Source organism: Flaviaestuariibacter amylovorans, assembly GCF_039541815.1.
In the GTDB taxonomy this organism is placed as follows: Bacteria; Bacteroidota; Bacteroidia; order Chitinophagales; family Chitinophagaceae; genus Flavisolibacter; species Flavisolibacter amylovorans.
Genome location: NZ_BAABGY010000002.1, coordinates 413,008 through 427,300, shown reverse-complemented (window position 1 = coordinate 427,300; position 14,293 = coordinate 413,008). Strand labels below are relative to the sequence as shown.

The window sequence follows — 14,293 nt, the reverse complement described above, 5'->3', positions numbered from 1 at the left end:
GTGCACTAGCTACTCACGCCTGAGGCGTCACGCCTCACGAAAGGCAGGGTTATCCAACATTAGAGACAGGTTTTAATATTCAGTAATCGGGATTTCGCGGAAATAGGGATAGCGGAGCAGCAGCACGAAGGCGGCGGCGGCAAACAGGGGCAGCGTGAAGCGCTCGTCCTCGCCGGTGAGCGTGAGGCCCGGCCGCGCCAGCAGCGCGATGGTGCCGGCGATGAGCAGCAGGATGCCCGCCGACCAAACGGTGTATTGCAGGGCCGGCGACAGGCGCCCGCCGAAGAGCCAGCGGAAGGTGATCCAGCCGAGCAGGAGGCCGGGCAGGCCCAGCACCACGGCGCCGGCCAGCAGGGGCAGGAACAGGTGCAGCTCCGTAGTACTACGGGTCAGCACGTCGCCGGTCATCACGGCGAGGGGATAAAGGCACACGGTACAGAGCCAGGTGTAGAAGACAAAGCGGAAGGCAGGCATGATTCATTGGTTTTAGAGGTAAAAGAACCGGGTGGTGGGCGGCTGCGGGGGTGTTGCGGCGCAGTCTGCCGCGGGGGCGGACCCGTAGCCGGGCGGAGCGCCCGCATATACCCGCCGCGGCAGCCCTCCGCGGAAATCGTTCAGAAAGAGCGGGAACATTCCGGCTCCGGGGCCAAGAAAGATCGTGTCGGCATGCGCACCCGCCTCGAGCGGAAGTGCCGCCACCGGGTGGCCGGCGAGGCATACATGGCAGCCTTGTGCACGAAAGGCGTCGGCCAGCGCGTAGGCGCTCCGCACATCGGCTCCCAGCATCTCGATGAGCACGATGTCGGGCCGCGCCCCGGCTGCAGCACCGGGGCCGCTGGCGGCAGCAGGAACCGTGAATGAAGGAGGGGTCATTTGGATAAACTTGGCGCAGGAATACGGGAGCGGCGGCCGGACCACAGGGCATAACCGGAGAGCAGGGCCCCGCAGCCCAGCCAGCTGGCGCAGAGGAACCAGATGAAGTTGGGATTAGGCGTATCGTCGTAGGGACCGGCAACGGCTACGAACCGGTCACCCGCGGGCAGGTACCGGATCACCAGCGCCTTGCGCAGCCCGGGCCAGGGGTGCCAGGTCACCTTCTTGATCCCGTTGCGGCGGGCATGGTCGAGCAGCCCGGCCGGCACCGGAATGGTGCGGGTACCAACCCGGGCATCGGCAGCCAGCACGCGCCCGCTGGCGTCCAGCACAAAGGTGCTCAGCAGCCCGCTCGCGAAGCGCTGCGGATCGGCTGGCGGCAGCAAGTCCTTTGGATCGGTACCGCGGGCAAGCCGGTAGGCTGCTTCTTCAGCCGCTCGTGCAGGCGGAGCCTCCAGGGCTTCGTGTTGCAGGAGGCGCACGGCCGCATACACCAGCACATGCAGCAGGGAAACGATCAGCAGGGCGCAGAGCAGCGCAGGAAAATTCTTTCGGTTCATCGGGGATTTGTTTGAGGGTTCATGAACAGGAGCGGCGCCGGGTCCGCCCATTTCCGTATTTCTACGGACCGGAACAAAGCCGGCAGGTGGTTGCCGCCGAGCAGGGAGGCCACTTCACGGCGCAGCGCCGCGGGCGAAGCGGCCGTCACATTCACGACCGCGAAGCGCCGGCCGCCCCGCAGCATCCGCTCGCGCCACTCCCATTGGCGGGTGGTATGCACGGCGCCGTCGCTGTACCACCAGGCAGTGTAAAGGCGCGCTTCCTCGTGTTGCAATTGGGCGGTGAAGACCGCCTGTCCGCCGATCCGCTCTTCCTTCGCGCCGGCCAGTGTATAGCCATTGCCGGTCCAACAGATGGTGGGCGAGTGATCGGTGTCGTAAAAGCCGCGCACGAACTTCACATACAGGAGGTGCTGCCCGTCGGACAGCTTCAGCACGCCCGGCACCTGTTCTGTAATGGCATAGGCGCCCGCCTTCCGGCCGTTGAGGAAAGACAGCTGCAGATTGGTGTCGGTGTTGGCGACATAGGTGGCCACCGATGTAAAGAGGAGCAGCATCAGTACCTGTACGCGCAGCCCGCCCGGCCTGGGAGCGACGGGTTCAACCGCCGCAAGCGGCTGCCCCCGCGCGATGAGCCTGCGCGCCAGGAACGCTGCGGGCACGCCTACATACAGCAGCAGGCAGGCAAGCCCGGTGACCTCGTGCATCGGCGTGCCGGGCAGGAGCACGAACCACACCAGCAGCAGTATCCGGATCAGGTTGGCGAGCACGTTGCAGGCGCACAGCACCCCGAAAAAGAAGAGGAGTGCCGGCGTGCCGGGCCGGCGCTGCAGGCGCCGCTGGTAGTAGCCGAGCGTCATGGCGCCGAGTAGCAGCGAAGCCACCAGCATATTCAGGCCCATGCATCCCGGGTCGATGGAGAAAGAGCCATTGGGCTGCACGATCACATGCCCCTGGATCGAGACCGGCACCGCCAGTCCGCGCAGCAAGCCACCGGCCCAGGCAGCCAGCTGCAGCCGGATGGGAAAGGAGAAGGCATTGAAGAAGTACGTGAAGATGGGCGTCACAAAGATCCAGACGAGGCCCGCCAGCGGGCCGGCGCGCAGCCCCGCGCGGGGCGCGATCCCGAAGAGCAGGCAGCCCAGCGAAAGGAACAGCAGCGTCTTCACCGGCACCAGCGCGGTGAGGAGGAGCAGGGCGGCGCCCGCCAGCATCCAGCGCCGGTCGGAACCCGCAACAGGCCCGGGCAGCAGGCAGAACGGCAGCGCCAGCATTCCCAATGCAAAAGGAAGCGAGTACGGCTTGAGGAAGCCCTGGAAGACCCACAGGGACACCACGGCGTACAGCGCCAGTAGAACTACGGTCGGCCGCGGCACGCCGTGCACCGCTGCGGGCAGGGAGATCGTTCGTTGCATCTTAAAATCTTGATCGGAACCAGAGGTAAAGGGCGAACACGGCACCAAGCACCAGCAGCACCCACTCGTGGGGCTCCGGCACCGCGCCGTTGGCCTTCAGGGTGGCGTTACCGAGGCCATCCTTTGCGCGGTCGATACCGAAGCGCTCGTAATCGGCCGCAGTTTCCAGCACCACGAGGCTCGACACCGGCGACACGATGTTGGCGAGCCGCGCCTCCGCTACCAGGGAAGCATCGGCGGAGCCGTTGTCGATGCCCTGTTGCCCGTAAGCGCGCAGGAGGTGGCTATAGGCGAACAGCCGCAGGAGGTGATCGGGCGCGGCGGAGCTGCCCGCACCGGGGGCCCGGTGCAGCTCGATACCCGCCACCGGAAGCGCCACGCGCGTCTCGCCCTCGTCCGGCAATTGAAATACACCTTTCGCAAGCGCCGTTGCAAGGTCGGCCGGCGTGCCTTGCTGGTAGCGGAAGCAGCGGTACTGCAGCAGTCCTTCGAGATAGGGCGTGAGCCCGTGGCCCAGGTTGAACAGCACTACGGGCTCGGACCTTCTGGAATAGGCTTTCAGGCGCTCATAAAACGGGTGCGTCCTGAGGTCGGCAAGCGCCGGGCTGGCCCCGCCGTTCTTGCTTACCAGCAGCGAACTGGCGGGCCTCGCGATGCGGAACACCGGGAAAAGGCTGAACCGGAAGGCCGACAGGCGCTTAAAGAGCAGGTCCCGGTTGGCATCGGTCACGGCTACCATCCCTTCGTCCTCCCACACCCAATGCCGGCGCCCGCGGGCCGCCCGCAGCACCGCATCGAAGTCTGCGGCCGTCCAGCTGCTGTTCACATCAAGGTAGACGTCGGTCACGGAAACCGGCACCTGCATGGGCCGGTAAGCCCCTACGCTGTAACGCTGACCCTGGAACGAGAAAGCGGCTGCGCTGAGGCCCGGGTCGGGCAGCGCGTAGGACCAATGTGCTCGGTAGCCACCTTGATAGATCACGCCGTCGTCGCCCGACCGGAATGCGACCTGCCGGCCCGCATCATCAGCCTGTCCGCCATCGGTCTTCAGCTGCACGCGCTCCTGCGCGCCCGAGGCATCGGGGCCTTCGAAGCGGAGCGACTCGTAGATCAGCTTCCCGCCCTGACGGCGCAGCGGAGCGGTAACCCCGATCCTAAAGTCGCGGCGGTCGCCGGCATTCACCGGGAACACGCGCACCGTAACGCGGTTGCCTTCCTGCCAATGCACTACCGACGGGTCGCGGCGCTCGCCGCCAACGATGGTGCGGTAGGCGCTGTCGGCCTTTTCGCGTGTGGTCAGGATCGCCTGCTCCTCCCGCCCGTTGACCCAGAGCGAGAGTGCCGTTACCACCCCGCCCTCCGGCAAGCGGAACGTGTAGATGGCCTCCTGGGTGCGGCTGCGCCATCCCTCGCGGGGAGCGTGGTTGAAAACCGTCAGGAGCTGCTCGGTGTAAGCGAGGCGCAGCGATGGCCAGAGGCGCACCTGCGTCCGTATTTCTTCGGTCGTCAGGTCTACCCCGGTCCAGAGGCGCTCTTCGCTGTGGTGGCGGGCGCCGAACTGGGTCGATAACAGGCGGATGCGTTCTTCCTCGCCGATACGGATGCGGGGGCTCATCAGATTGGCCAGTACGACCAACGGATCGTGACGATGCGTGAGCTCACCGAGGCTGCGCGAAGGCATCTGCCAGAAGCCGTCAGTTTCCCATTGGGGGATCACATAAACGAGGTCCGACTTCAGCACCTTTTCCGTGAGCCGGTCCTGCGGCAGGCTGCGGGCAAGCTGGATCCACACCGGCAGGTCCGCGCTTCCGTCGGCAAGCGCCTCCCGGTATTGTGCATTCAATTGCCCTACGCGCCCGCGCCAGGCAAAGCCGTAGCCGATGGTGAAGAAGACCGTAAGCGCGGCACCGGCGCCGAACGCGATCCAGTAGGAGCGCCGCTCTCCGGCAAGACGGGGCAGCAGCCGGATCGTGAGGAAGACGAAGGCAAGGGGCACAAAGGTGTGGACCGAGATGCCGAAGGCGATCAATCCCGGGATGCTGATGGCATAGATCGGGAGCAGGTAGCACGACAGGTACGCAAACAACAGTAAGGCAACCGCCATCAGTGCCATCACCAACAGGCGGGCAGCTACCGGCAGCCGCTCGAAGAAAAGGGTGGCCAGGTAGTTGACCCCGATCAAAACCAGCACGATGCAGAGCCAGGCCGGCGAATCCGCGAACACGTCCATGCAGCGGTTCAGCGCGTAGGCGCTTACGAGCAGGAGTAGCAGCAGGAGCACCCACCGGCCCGGCTTCAGCTCTGGTGGCGTCTGCGACGCGCGTGCCGCCGAAAAGAACAGGTAGATGATACTGCATCCATAAGTGCCCATGAATACGCGGAGGTGAAATTCGTCGGTTCCCCGGTAGAACAGCGGCACGCTGAAAAGGGCCAGGGAGACGGCGAGGAGCAGGAGACCGGTGTAAACAACCGGATGACGGAGGGGGGCAATGACAGAAGGCATAGTGCTGGTTTATGGGTTTGGGGATTCCGGGGCGGGCAGTGGTGCCGGCGGGCGGCAGGCCATGATGCTGTAGAAGACGAGCACGGCACAGCAGGCGATCCAGCTAAGCAGCACGAGGCGCCAGTGCTTGTAGGTCTGCTGCTCGGTGTACTGGAGCGAGCGGCCCGCGGCCACGAGCAGCTCCGGGTGCTGCGGCACGCGCTTCACCACGAGGGCGATGCGCAGGCCTTCGCGCGGCGCCCAGGTAACGCGGTGCACACCGTTGCGGCGCGCATGCTCCAGCACGCCGCGGGGCACCTTCGGCAGTTGTTTGTCCAGGAAGGCCGTACCCCGCAGGGGACTACCGTCGGGGCTATACAGGAGTACAAACGGCTGGCGCGTGGCGGCCAGGTCGAGCGAGTCGGGCGGCAGGAGCGCAGCAGGCGCCTTACCGTCGACGAGCGCTTCCACGAGGGCGTCGCAGAGGCGTTCCTGCGGCACATTGGCACCGGAGCGGTAGACCTGCTGCACGGTGGCATACACGAGCATGTGGAGGATCGTGACGACGAGGAAGAGGCTAACGAGCAAGAGGGACGAGCGGCGTCTCATGGACAGTAGTTTTACGGGTGAGGGAATCGGCCTCGAGCTGCTGCACGCGGCGGTAACAGGGCCAGAGCACGGCAAAGCCTACGACGCCGAAGCTGCAGTCGACGAGCTGCCACCAGAAGGGAATGCCCCGGACGGCGCCCGCGATAAACGCGAAGGGGAAGATGGCGATGCAGGCACCGAGCCCGAACTCGAGCACCCAGCGGTTGCGCACGGGGTCGCGCCAGGGGCCGATGAAGAGGGCAGCCAGCACGAAGTGCGCAAAGGCCAGCCAGTCGTAGCCGTAGAGGAGAAAGGGCGCGTCGCTCCTCATATCGATATAAGCTTCTAAAAGGGTGCGGAGCCAGGCTCCTACCGTGCTGTCGGCGGGCACGAGTCCCAGGCCAAAGCGGAGCTCGCTTTCGGCGGGCAATACTGTGAGACCGCTTAGGAACAGGGCCACGATGAAGAAGGCAAGTCGCCTGCGGATGAATCGGATGTTTGTATTCTGTCTCATAAAAAGTACTTTGTATTTCAAAGTGGAGGGGCAAAAAAAAATTACTTGATGCCCCGGATCATTTTTTCGAGTGCCTGGATGTGGTCGTTGAAGGCCTTTTCGCCGGCCTTGGTGATCGAATACGTTGTATTGGTCTTACGCCCCACGAAGCCTTTGTGCACCTTCAGCAGCCCGTTCTCCTCGAGGTTCACGAGGTGCGTGGCGAGGTTGCCGTCGGTCACTTCCAGCATGCCTTTCAGGTCGTTGAAGCTCACCTCCTCGTTTACGGCAAGGATGCTCATCACGCCCAACCGGATCCGGTTGTCGAACAGCTTATTGAGGCCTGCTATGGGATTTTTCGAACTCATGGGTTGCACTGCGAAACTAGGTGGTGGCGAGGTCGTCGGCTCCTTTCCGCTCATAGCGCCACCACATACTGAAGCCATAGATGATGTGCAGCACCCCGAAGCCGAAGGCCCAGAAGAACAGCCCGTAACCGAGGAGCAGCATGTTGGCAAGGCCAAGGGCGATCTCCATCAAGCCCAGGTAGCGGATATCGGAAACGGTGTACTTGCTGCCGTTGACGAGCGCGAGCCCGTAGAACACGAGGCAGAGCGGCGCCACGAATTGCCACTCGCCGTAGTTGAGCATCGCCAGGATCAGGAGGCCGCCGGTGATCAGCGGGATGAGCATGTGGATGGCCATCTGCCGCGAGCTGTGGTCCCACATCGGCAGGCCCTGCCGGCGCGCACGGCGCCAGGTGAAGTAAAAGGCCGAGAGGCAGGCCATGAAGAGCACAGCGCCCGCCAGCATGACGAGCTTGAACTCGATGTCTTCCACACGCAGGGCGATCTCGTAACCATAACGGTTCTTCAGCAGCTCCACGTCGCGGACGTCGAAGCGGTCGGCCCCGATCCAGCCGCGGGCGATCCAGGCGCCCACCAGGGCCCAGGCCCCCGCTGCCATGCCACTGAGGCCACTCAGGGAAAGAAAGCGGCTCGACCGCTGCATCATGCGGCGGATGTCGCGGAGCGCTTCGAGGGATTGGGTCTGCTCATTCATAAAAAAGCACTTTGCACTACAAAGTAATATCGTTTTTTCACATCCGCCAAAAAAGAGCCGATTATTTTTTTTACTGCGCTCCGGCTTCCGCATCCCGCCGCTTGCGCCAGTTGCGCAACAGGGTGTCCGGCGGCGCCGATCCGTAAGCCTCTTCCGACAGGCCGGCGGCCTCTCCCACCTCGTATACCCGGTGCGCCTCTGGCGGATAAGGGCCGGCAATACCCAGGAACAGCTCCTCGCCGTACTGCATACGGAACAGGAAGTACCGTCCTTTCCGGCCGCGCTCCGTTACCTCCCGCATACCTACATAGCGGATGCTGTCGGGACTCGCCTCGCTGGCCTCGTTGAACAACAGGCTCTCGGCAAGGGCGCGCTGCGTGCGGTAAGCAGCAGGGAACAGGCTGGTACGTTTCAGCCGCACCAGGTCGGCATACCAGTAGTAGCGCGTGCTCCGGCGGGCCGCCAGCGATTGCAGTGCCGCCGCACCGGGGGTCTGCCCGTTCTCGAGGAGGGCGATTGCCGCCTGCCGCTGCAGCCACGGCGCGGGCAGGCGCAGCATGCGCTGCAGGAGGGCGTGGCTTTCGACGCTGCTGTCGGCCTGGAGCCAGGAGATCCAGGTATACAAGGTCCAGGCCTGCTCCTCGCGCTCCGCTTCGCGTCCCTTGATCCGTTGTGCGGCGCCCTGCAACAGGAACCGGCGGTACGGGGCGAGGTCCGATGCGGCCAGCAGCCCGGAGTCGATCAGCTCCTGCGCTACGGGCAGCAGCCATTCGGCAGTTGAGCTATCGGCCAGCAGTGCCCCGACCTCCGGGAAAAGCAGCCGCGTGAGCGCCAGCGAGTCGTCGAGGGTGCCCGTGAACGTTGCGCTCACCCCGGAGGGGGGCGGCGTCAGCAGGATGAGCTGCTTCAGCAGCCGGTACGCAGGATCGGTTTTCTGCGCGGCCAGCAGGGCCAGCAGTTCTTCCTTTACTGCGGAAGTCACGCCAGGCTGCGGGTACCGGGTAGCCACAAACGAGCGGGTACTGCTGTCCGACAGCGGCTGCACGGCGTAGCGCAGCAAAGCGGGGGTGCTGTGTTCCGATTCGTCGGCCTCCGGATACGCCGCAAGCAGCGCGGTATGCAGCAGCGGCAGGTGCGCGGCGCTGAACCGGGCCTCGGCCAGCGCGTTCCGCGCCAGCTTTCGCTCGAGTGTGTCGGTGCTTCGCAAGGCGGCAAGCAGGTGCTCGAGGGAGCCGTTGTCGCGCCGCAGGGGCTCCGGCGCCGCCACGCGGAAGCTTTCGTAAAACATTTGGGTCCCTTCGTATGCTTCGCCCGGCCGCGTCACGGCATACAGTACAAATACGGAATCACCCGAGGGCAGCACGCGCAGGCGCGCGGTGGCACCATCCCCCGTGCGCAGCAGGTATTCGCGGCCGGCGAGGTTGCCGTTCGAAACAGGCTCCTCCGATACGAGGGAGTCGGAAGCCTCGCGGTACTGATCGAGCTGCTGAACAAAAAAGATGCTGTCGGAGTGGTACCAGCGCCAGGGCGCAAGCGGCCGCACGTCTACATAAAAAGTCTGGTTGCGCCCCACGTCGAAGGCATGGTAGCGCCGCATCACCTGCCCGTTGGCCAGGGTGGCCTCGGCTATGGAACCGTTGCGCCGGAACGGCGAAGGCGCCAGTGCACGGAAGCGGCCGGCACTGTCGCTGCGGATCGCCCACAGCGACGGCAGGTACTCGCGAAAGCGAAGGCTGTTGAAGAACTCGCTGGAGGCGGCCGTATCGTCTTCCTGCATCCGCCCGCCATGCATCAGCGAGAAGCTCCGGTTGCCCCGGTTCACATGAAAGGTGCGCAGCTCCATTCCACTGTTGCCCGTGAAGCGCGCGTCGAGCCAGAGTGCCGGGTAGCCCATGAAGGAGCCCGTATCATTGCGCGTGATCTGCATCGCATCATTGCCGGCAACGTTGCGCACCGACTGCTCCAGCAGTTCGCGGTCGTTCTCGATATAGAAGCCGGGACGCGTTTCCTTTACGATCAGGATATAGTAGCGCTCTCCTGCCGTGTCGATCCAGGCCTGCGCATCCACGTTCCAGGTTTGCTGATCCGCGGCCCCCAGCTTCTCCAGCATCCCGGGGTTGCGCGTCGGGCGGCCCGGTAGGCTCACCGAAAAAGCAAGTGAAGAGTCTACGTATAAATACGGATCCCTGCGCACGGGCGCCGGCGGTGCGGCGGCGCGCAGAAGCTGGAGCGATCCGAAGAAGCGGTCCGCGTCGGCCCCGAAAAGACGCTCCCGCAGGGAGCCCCCGGCCATCAGCACGGCCACCTCGGCGCCGTTGGGCACCAGGCGCAGGCGGTAGTACATGTCTTTCTCACGCGTCAGCGACTCCCAGCCACTGACCCCGCCGCGCAACACGCGTGCGGGCGCAGACAGCACCTGGCGCCCGCCGGAAAGCGTGCGGAGGAGCACGTGCAGGACGCTGTCGGTAACGATAACGGGAAAGGGCACGGCAGCGGAAAAGTAACCGACCTCGGTACGTACGTCGGCAAACACCTGCATCCGGAAGTTCTTTCCCTCCAGGTCTATCCATTCGGGTTTGCCCGGCATCTCGATCCGGAAGGTACCCGGCTCCGAGCGCACGGTATCCCAGGCCGCCGCTTTCGGGGTGAAGCGGAAGGCGCCGGGCGGCAGCTTCCTGCCGTTGCGCACCGCCGTTACGGTGAAGCCGCGATCCCGAAGCAGGGCGAGTACGCCGTCGGCCCCGGGCAGGTGCGCCGCTCCTACGGTGAAGAAGGTGGGGCGAATGTGCGCTAGCGAGTCCATGCGGCGGGCCATCTTGCGGTTGCGGCGGCGCAGCGTGTGGTCGTACTGGATGCTGTCCATCCGTTCAGACAAGCGCTGGATGCGCGTGAGGTCCTGCGCGAGGTAGATCTGCACGAGCTGCTCGTAGAAGCCGTCGCCCGACTTGTCGCGGCCCAGCAGGGCATCCACGTCCACGTCGCCGGACAGTATTTCTGCGGGGTCGAACTGGTCTTCCACGTCCTCGATGCCGCCCACGATCTTACCCATGCTGCGGGCGATGCTTTGCAGGTAGATGTCCATGCTCTCGGGCATATCGTCCTTGCGGCGCGGCGTCTTGTGGCGTCGCTGCAGGTACGACCACGCTTTTTTGCGGGTGATGAGCCCGGCCGGCATGTCCAGCTCGCGCTCGAGCATTGGCCCTACCCGCCGGAACTGCTCCTTCGTGAGCAGGGTTTGCAGCAACTCGGTGCTGTCGGGCGCGGCCATAAAGCGCAGAACGGCCGCCATGGTCGAATCGGGATCCACCTCCATGGCATAGGCGTCGGTGGTGGACAGGAAGTGATAGAGTGAGTCGGTGAAGTGGAAGACACGCCGGTCTTTGATGTGGATGGTACCCCAGAGATACGAGGGGCGCTCCAGGCCATTGCCGGAGATCTGCCACAGCAGGCCCTTCGCCGCCGGTGCCTGCGCCGTCGCATCCGGGTTCGCAAAAAGCAATACGAGGCATACCCACAGGGCCCGGCGCACGATCCGCATACACAGTGTTTTTACAAATTTAGGTCAATCGGCATCGAGTGCTCCCCGGATGACCGCGCAGGCGGCGTCGATCTCCGCGTCGGAGATGTTGAGCGGCGGGGAAATGCGGAGGCAGTCGGCGGCAAAAAGGAACCAGTCCGAAAGCACCCCGCCGGCGATGCAGCGGTCGATGACGCGCTTGCATTCTTCGAACGACGCAAAGCGCGCCGCCATCCAGAGCCCGATGCCCGAGAGCGACAGGATCCGGGGATGCTGCAGGCCGCTGCGGAAGCGGTCTGCCTTGCGGCCCACGGTGCCGATCATGTCTTCGGCCAGCAGCGCCTCCAGCGCGGCGAGGCCCGCCGCGCTGCACACCGGGTGCCCGCCGAAGGTGCTGATATGCCCGAGCACCGGCGCGTCGGTGAAGGCATCCATCAGCTCTTTGGACGCAATGAAAGCACCCAGGGGCATGCCGCCGCCGAGGGCCTTGCCCAGTAATAATACGTCGGGCACGATGCCGTAATGCTCGAATCCCCAAAGGGTGCCCGTACGGCCAAAGCCGGCCTGGATCTCGTCGAGGATGAGCAGGGTGCCCGTTTCCGTGCAGCGCGCGCGGAGCGCCTGCAGCCAGGCCGCGTCGGGCGGGAGCACGCCCGCTTCGGCCTGCACGGTCTCGGCCACCACGCAGGCTGTGTCTTCGGTGATCCGCTCCAGCATGGCGGGGTCGTTGTAGGTGTAGTGCCGCACACCAGGGAGCAGCGGGCGGAAGGAGCGGCGCCAGTACTCGTCGCCGATGATGCTCAGTGCGCCCTGGGTGGAGCCGTGGTAGGAGTTCTGAAACGCAATGATCCCGGTGCGGCCCGTCACGCGCTTGGCGAGCTTGAGGGCGCCTTCCACGGCTTCGGCGCCGGAGTTGGTGAAGTAAACCGAGTTCAGCGATGGCGGCAGCAGCGACACAAGGCGCTGCGCATAGCGCACCTGCGGACTTTGCACGAACTCGCCGTACACCATCACGTGCAGGTAGGCATCGAGCTGCGTGCGCACGGCCTCGAGCACTGCCGGGTGGCGATGCCCCACGTTGGCTACCGAGATGCCGCCAATGAGGTCGGTGTAGGTGTTCCCATCGGCATCCCAAAGCGTACAACCTTCGGCCTTCACGATCTCAAGGGCAAGGGGTGCGGGCGAGGTCTGGGCCACGTGGGACAGGAACAGCTGGCGGAGGTTCATGGCGCAAAAGTAACGGGAGGGAAAGGTTTAGGGGGTTTAGAAGGTTCCTGAAGTTCAGAGGGTTGTGGTTAGCGCAGCCGTTCCTATCTTGCCGGCGACGCCAACCTTTCCCCAACCAACCTTCTAAACCACCTAAACCCCTAAACCTTCCGCTATGGCCCTCATCCTCCCCGTTGAAGACAAAAGCCCTTCCTGGGGCAAAGACTGCTTTATTGCGCCCAATGCCACCATTGTCGGCGACGTGCTGATGGGCGATGGCTGCAGCGTGTGGTTCAACGCCGTGGTACGCGGCGACGTCAACAGCATCCGCATGGGCAACGGCGTCAACGTGCAGGACGGAGCGGTGATCCATTGCACGTATAAAAAGACGACGACCACCATCGGCAACCAGGTGTCGATCGGGCACAATGCCATCGTGCATGGCTGCACGGTGCACGACGACGTGCTGATCGGGATGGGCGCCATCGTGATGGATGGGGCCGTGGTGCACTCGGGCACCATCATCGCGGCCGGCGCCGTGGTGCTCGAAGGCACGGTATGCGAGGGCGGCGCCATCTATGCAGGCGTTCCGGCCAAAAAGGTAAAGGCCGTATCGCCCGAGTTGCTCTCGGGCGAGATCCACCGCATCGCGGGCAACTATTCCGGCTATGCGCGCTGGTTCGACGCGGTGAACGAGGCCGGCACCGGGCGATCAGCTACCTAGTGCAGAAGACCGGTACCGCCGGGCTTGTTGCCGGGGTACCCCAATCTGGGCTTTTTTCCCGAACTTTAGCCTTCCTCAATCCAAGGTGTCATGAAAAACGCATCCCGCTACGCACTCCTGTTGGGCCTGATCTGGGCCGCTTCCTCTTGCTCGCTCTTCAAGCGCGGCGAAGGCTGTCCGAGCAACGGCCGCAACGTAGGCGCCGAGAAAGTATTGAGCGGCGACGCCCCCAAGAAGTCGCCCAAGTTCAAAGGCGCACAGTCATTCTGATTTTAAGGCACAGGTTTTGTGACGATGCAGCTAATCACGCTGTTTTGGCGTCTTACCTTCATAAAACCGTCTTGTCATGAGCCTAACCTTACGCACCGCCCTGGGCTGCACCGAAGCCGTAATCGACGATGATGGCGGCCTCAAACGCTTTTACCTGATCGCCGACATCCTGAAGACCGACCTCGACGTGGTGTACACGCAGAAAGAGGACGATTTCGACGCGATCAACTGGAACTTCTCCTTCGGCAAGCACCTCCTTACGCTTTGCTACAGTATCTACAACGGCATCTCGCTGTTCCCCACCCAGCTCAATGAAGCCTCCCGCCGCGCCAACGAAGCCGTGGTGGAGCTCGCTTCCGTGCTGCAGGGCAAGCTGATGTCGGTGGATATGAGGAACTGACCCGGCCGCTCCGGCCCCCTGTCCCCCGTAGGGGGAACTTAGGTCCTATATTTCTTCCGGTCGGAGTCTGTCTTAAAGTAATATCAATGCTTGAAGCCCGGATCGCTGCGCGATCCGGGCTTTTATCTTTTTTGAGATAGCATTTCTTTTCCTTTCTCTGCCGGTACTTCTGGCAGCTCCGATAGCAATACACTGATCTCGTTGAGGACAGAGTCGAGTGCATATAAAATCTGGTCATTCGTAAAGCAAAGTACCTGGAAACCCAGGATGTTCAGATTGGCGGTTCGAACGGCGTCGCTTTCCTGGTTTTCGGGCAGTTGATGGATCAAACCGTCTACTTCAATAATCAGCCGCTTCTTCAGGCAAACGAAATCTGCGAGATACTTACCAACAATGTGCTGTCGTCGGAACTTATTTCCCTGAAGCGCTTTCCCACGCAGTGCGTCCCACAACATGCTTTCAGCGTGCGTAGGATATCGTCGCTGCTCCTGCACCAATTGTTTTAATTGCCGGTAATGATAGGGATCGGCCCATTGATACCCGTATCGATTGTAGGGGCCAGTAGGTAAACTTTCCATCCCACAAAGCTGGAAAACGTGACTCGTGCATCCATGTGAAAACCCACATCAAAAAATGGGAAGATTCCCGCATGCAATGCTTTCAACTTTAACGAAAGCAGGCAATGGGAAGGTCAGTTCGACCT

The 14,293-nt window shown here is 63.5% G+C and carries 15 protein-coding genes; 3 read left to right on the top strand and 12 right to left on the bottom strand.

The window, feature by feature from the left end:
• Nucleotides 1–72: 72 nt before the first annotated feature.
• The 11 genes from ABD937_RS04220 to ABD937_RS04170 form a co-directional block, all read right to left on the bottom strand.
• Nucleotides 73–474, bottom strand: a complete 402-nt coding sequence (locus tag ABD937_RS04220; protein WP_345253655.1) for a hypothetical protein — start codon at nucleotides 472–474, stop codon at nucleotides 73–75.
• Nucleotides 475–486: 12 nt separating this feature from the next.
• Nucleotides 487–873, bottom strand: a complete 387-nt coding sequence (locus ABD937_RS04215; RefSeq protein WP_345253653.1) for a hypothetical protein — start codon at nucleotides 871–873, stop codon at nucleotides 487–489.
• Entirely contained in the window at nucleotides 870–1,433 is a 564-nt protein-coding gene (locus ABD937_RS04210) for a hypothetical protein (RefSeq protein WP_345253652.1), read from the bottom strand. Before ABD937_RS04210 ends, ABD937_RS04215 begins: the two co-directional genes overlap by 4 nt.
• A complete protein-coding gene (gene xrtN / locus ABD937_RS04205; RefSeq protein ID WP_345253651.1) occupies nucleotides 1,430–2,848 on the bottom strand; it encodes an exosortase N in 1,419 nt (472 codons plus the stop codon). The genes ABD937_RS04210 and xrtN overlap by 4 nt, the downstream gene beginning before the upstream one ends.
• A gap of 1 nt (nucleotide 2,849) precedes the next feature.
• Nucleotides 2,850–5,351, bottom strand: coding sequence for an XrtN system VIT domain-containing protein (locus ABD937_RS04200; RefSeq protein ID WP_345253649.1), 2,502 nt, complete (start codon nucleotides 5,349–5,351; stop codon nucleotides 2,850–2,852).
• Nucleotides 5,352–5,360: 9 nt separating this feature from the next.
• Entirely contained in the window at nucleotides 5,361–5,939 is a 579-nt protein-coding gene (locus tag ABD937_RS04195; RefSeq protein ID WP_345253648.1) for a hypothetical protein, read from the bottom strand.
• Complete coding sequence (locus tag ABD937_RS04190; RefSeq protein WP_345253646.1) at nucleotides 5,908–6,432, bottom strand: hypothetical protein; 525 nt, start codon at nucleotides 6,430–6,432, stop codon at nucleotides 5,908–5,910. Before ABD937_RS04190 ends, ABD937_RS04195 begins: the two co-directional genes overlap by 32 nt.
• Nucleotides 6,433–6,473: 41 nt before the next feature.
• Nucleotides 6,474–6,779, bottom strand: coding sequence for a winged helix-turn-helix domain-containing protein (locus tag ABD937_RS04185; RefSeq protein WP_345253645.1), 306 nt, complete (start codon nucleotides 6,777–6,779; stop codon nucleotides 6,474–6,476).
• A 16-nt stretch (nucleotides 6,780–6,795) separates the two neighbouring features.
• On the bottom strand, nucleotides 6,796–7,473 hold the full coding sequence (locus ABD937_RS04180) for a hypothetical protein (protein ID WP_345253644.1): 678 nt from the start codon (nucleotides 7,471–7,473) through the stop codon (nucleotides 6,796–6,798).
• A gap of 70 nt (nucleotides 7,474–7,543) precedes the next feature.
• Nucleotides 7,544–11,011: a TraB/GumN family protein gene (locus ABD937_RS04175; protein ID WP_345253642.1), complete on the bottom strand. Its 3,468-nt coding sequence runs from the start codon at nucleotides 11,009–11,011 to the stop codon at nucleotides 7,544–7,546.
• A gap of 24 nt (nucleotides 11,012–11,035) precedes the next feature.
• Complete coding sequence (locus ABD937_RS04170) at nucleotides 11,036–12,217, bottom strand: aspartate aminotransferase family protein (RefSeq protein ID WP_345253640.1); 1,182 nt, start codon at nucleotides 12,215–12,217, stop codon at nucleotides 11,036–11,038.
• A 154-nt stretch (nucleotides 12,218–12,371) separates the two neighbouring features.
• On the opposite strand from ABD937_RS04170, the gene ABD937_RS04165 reads away from it, so the two are divergent.
• The 3 genes from ABD937_RS04165 (at nucleotide 12,372) to ABD937_RS04155 (ending at nucleotide 13,590) form a co-directional block, all read left to right on the top strand.
• Nucleotides 12,372–12,920: a gamma carbonic anhydrase family protein gene (locus ABD937_RS04165; RefSeq protein WP_345253638.1), complete on the top strand. Its 549-nt coding sequence runs from the start codon at nucleotides 12,372–12,374 to the stop codon at nucleotides 12,918–12,920.
• 90 nt (nucleotides 12,921–13,010) lie between these two features.
• Nucleotides 13,011–13,190: a hypothetical protein gene (locus ABD937_RS04160; RefSeq protein ID WP_345253636.1), complete on the top strand. Its 180-nt coding sequence runs from the start codon at nucleotides 13,011–13,013 to the stop codon at nucleotides 13,188–13,190.
• Nucleotides 13,191–13,266: 76 nt separating this feature from the next.
• Nucleotides 13,267–13,590, top strand: coding sequence for a hypothetical protein (locus ABD937_RS04155; RefSeq protein ID WP_345253634.1), 324 nt, complete (start codon nucleotides 13,267–13,269; stop codon nucleotides 13,588–13,590).
• Between the two features lie 122 nt (nucleotides 13,591–13,712).
• Here the strand turns inward: ABD937_RS04155 and ABD937_RS04150 are convergent, their stop codons facing one another.
• A complete protein-coding gene (locus tag ABD937_RS04150) occupies nucleotides 13,713–14,168 on the bottom strand; it encodes an endonuclease domain-containing protein (RefSeq protein ID WP_345253632.1) in 456 nt (151 codons plus the stop codon).
• Nucleotides 14,169–14,293: the final 125 nt, after the last annotated feature.